At 60.1% G+C, this 2,631-nt stretch carries 2 protein-coding genes; both read right to left on the reverse strand.

What is annotated here, in order from left to right; all coding sequences use genetic code 11:
- Positions 1-1,080: group II intron reverse transcriptase/maturase (ltrA, locus tag ACPEES_RS23110; RefSeq protein WP_435106812.1), on the reverse strand; the 1,080-nt coding region annotated here is incomplete at its 3' end.
- Positions 1,081-1,668: 588 nt separating this feature from the next.
- Positions 1,669-2,475 carry a PIN domain-containing protein gene (locus ACPEES_RS23115; RefSeq protein ID WP_435106814.1) on the reverse strand — a complete coding sequence of 269 codons (807 nt, stop codon included), beginning with the start codon at positions 2,473-2,475 and terminating at the stop codon, positions 1,669-1,671.
- Positions 2,476-2,631 lie beyond the last annotated feature (156 nt).

The raw sequence follows: 2,631 nt of genomic DNA on the forward strand, positions 1-2,631 counted from the left end.
CTTCCTCAATTCACGGTAGCCCGCTCTGCCCCATTGCTTCCAGAGGTAACTCCGCAATCGCCGCCTGATCCACTTGTCCAGGTCCCGCAGCGGGCTCAGCACCTCGGCGACGCCGAAGTACGCTTTCCAACCAAGCAGGGTCTCTCGCAACTCTGCAATCACCTGGGCAATGCTGTGGCCGCGTGTCCGGCGGCTTTGCCGACGCACCTGGTGCTTGAGCCTGTCGATGGCCTTGTCGGCCACTTTCAGGCGCACCCCGCGCCGGCTGATGGTGAAGCCCAGGAAGCGGCGCTTCCAGGGCCGGTCCACGGCACTCTTTCGCGGATTCACTGTGAGCCGCAGCGAGGCATCGACAAAGCGCCGCAGACTCGCCATGACGCGCTCGCCCGCACGCCGACTGCCGACAAAGACCTGACAGTCATCGGCGTAGCGGGCAAAGCACAGGCCACGCCGGTCCAGCTCCCAGTCCAGCTCATCCAGCACCACGTTGGCCAACACCGGCGACAGCGGCCCGCCCTGGGGCACGCCTTCCCGTGTCGGCGTCGTGATCTCCCCGATGCATACGCCGGCTTTCAGGTAGCGGTTGATCAGTCGCAGTAGCGGCTTGTCCGTTACCCGGCTCTGCAACCGCCGCATCAGCCGGTCGTGGTTGACGCGATCGAAGAAGGCCTCCAGGTCCAGATCCACTACCCAGCGCTTCCCGGAACGGATGACGCTCTGGGCATGCCGTACCGCCTGATGAGCCGAGCGGCCAGGTCGAAAGCCGTAGCTGTGGGGGTGGAAGGCGTCCTCCCACTCCCCCTGGATCACCTGGGCAATGGCCTGCTGGATGAAGCGATCAAGCACGGTCGGAATCCCCAGCGGGCGTTCCCCGCCTTGCGGCTTCGCAATGACGACCCGTCGAACCGGCTGAGCTCGATAGGTGCCATCAACCAACCGTTGGCGGATCTCCGGCCAGTGCTCGCGCAGGTAATCCGGGAGCGCATCGACGCTCATGCCGTCGATACCCGGCGCGCCCTTGTTGCGGCGAACCTGTTTCAGGGCACGGCTGAGGTTGTCCCGACTCAGCACGCGCGCCATCAACGATGTCAGATGAACGGATTCGGACTCGCTCCGATCTCCAGCATCGGGTTCATCCCCCGGCAATTCCAGGGGCAGCTCACGCTGCTTGTCAGATGCACTCCCGATGCTCTGCACGGAGCCTCCGTCTCCTGTCATTGTTCGGGCCTTCGGCGCCACACACTGGCACCTACTATGCCCTTGGCTGATTTCTGCCGACCGATCAGCACCGGTCGCCCAGTGCTCAGTCCATTCCCTGGACAGCCGACAGACCTCCCGGGGTAAGACACAGAACTGTCACCGCGTAGACGCCCGATTTATAAAGCACACCCCGGTCGCAGATGGAGGGCTTCGCTGTCACGTGCCAGCTCGCCCCGGATGTACCACACCTCGTATCGGGTTCCTGTTCGTCGCCCCGCGGCTTTGGATTGGGCTTCCTCCAGACCTCACCTCACGATGACGCCCTTGCCCTTCTCCTAGCCTTCGGCTCTGCGAACACCTGGCAGGAGGACTTCCACCTCCCTAGCTCTGTGCCATGCCCGGCACACACGAACGCGCTCAGGCGCGCCGGGGCCGCCACGCGGGCCCGGCGTCGCCTGGAGCGCCTTGTTATCGAAGCAAATCCTCAATGGTAATCTCATGCACAGCCGTTTCTTCCCTGCCGGACTTAATCAGCTCTTCCTCCTCAGCCTTTTCTTCCTCTGATACAGGCACTTTGAACTCCCCGAGGATTTCTGAAAGGCGCGGAGATAGCGTTAATGCCCGCTTGTGCGATACACGGTCGCGGAATTCCGCCTGCAACCAGTCGTTAACATAGGCATCCTTCTCCAACTCGACTCCGTAGTCGGAATCCCGAGACACGATGTGGATATCTGCCTTTTGCGAATTGGCGACCTCAACAATCCACTCCCAGTTAATGGCGTCTCCGGTCGACGTGTCGTTCTTCTTTCGTGGCGGATAGCCGAGCAAAAACCGGCGCAAGGCTAGGCGCTTAATCTTGCGCCGCTCTGGAGACTCTCGAGTCAATGTAATTGCGTCTGTCTTTTTGAACACTCGCTGACATACTTGAAACACGGGATCACTCCGCACAGGATCTCGAAATACTCGACGCATCGTGTCTTTGAGAATGCCAATCCGTCGGCTCGCTTCGGCGATGTCTTTTTCGAGCGCTTTGAAAGATGTGTGATCGGACAAAATCCCTGGCCGGCTCACTTTCTCGGGCGCTTTCAAACTCTTGAAGCTTTCCAGAATTGCATGCTGCCTGTTTTTCTTAAACTCCATTTCCACTTGGTATGTGGTTACGATCTTGTCCGATATCGCGTCAAGGTGACGCAACAATGAGCGCCCCGCATCGGTTCTGGTTCGATAGAAGTCGAGCAGAATGTTCGTATCTATGAACAGAAGCTTAGTCGGCATTACTATCCCACTCGATAACGGCATGGCTCAATCGCCGCTGAAAGCGGAGGCCAAGCGGCCGGAGCTTTCAGCGGTCGGTTGGAGTGATGGGATGGACTCCTCCCGCCGCCTTATTCGGCATCCAAGTGCCATGCTGGAAGTGCTGCTTTCAGCAAC

It is taken from the genome of Arhodomonas sp. AD133 (assembly GCF_051195215.1).
Classification (GTDB): domain Bacteria; phylum Pseudomonadota; class Gammaproteobacteria; order Nitrococcales; family Nitrococcaceae; genus Arhodomonas.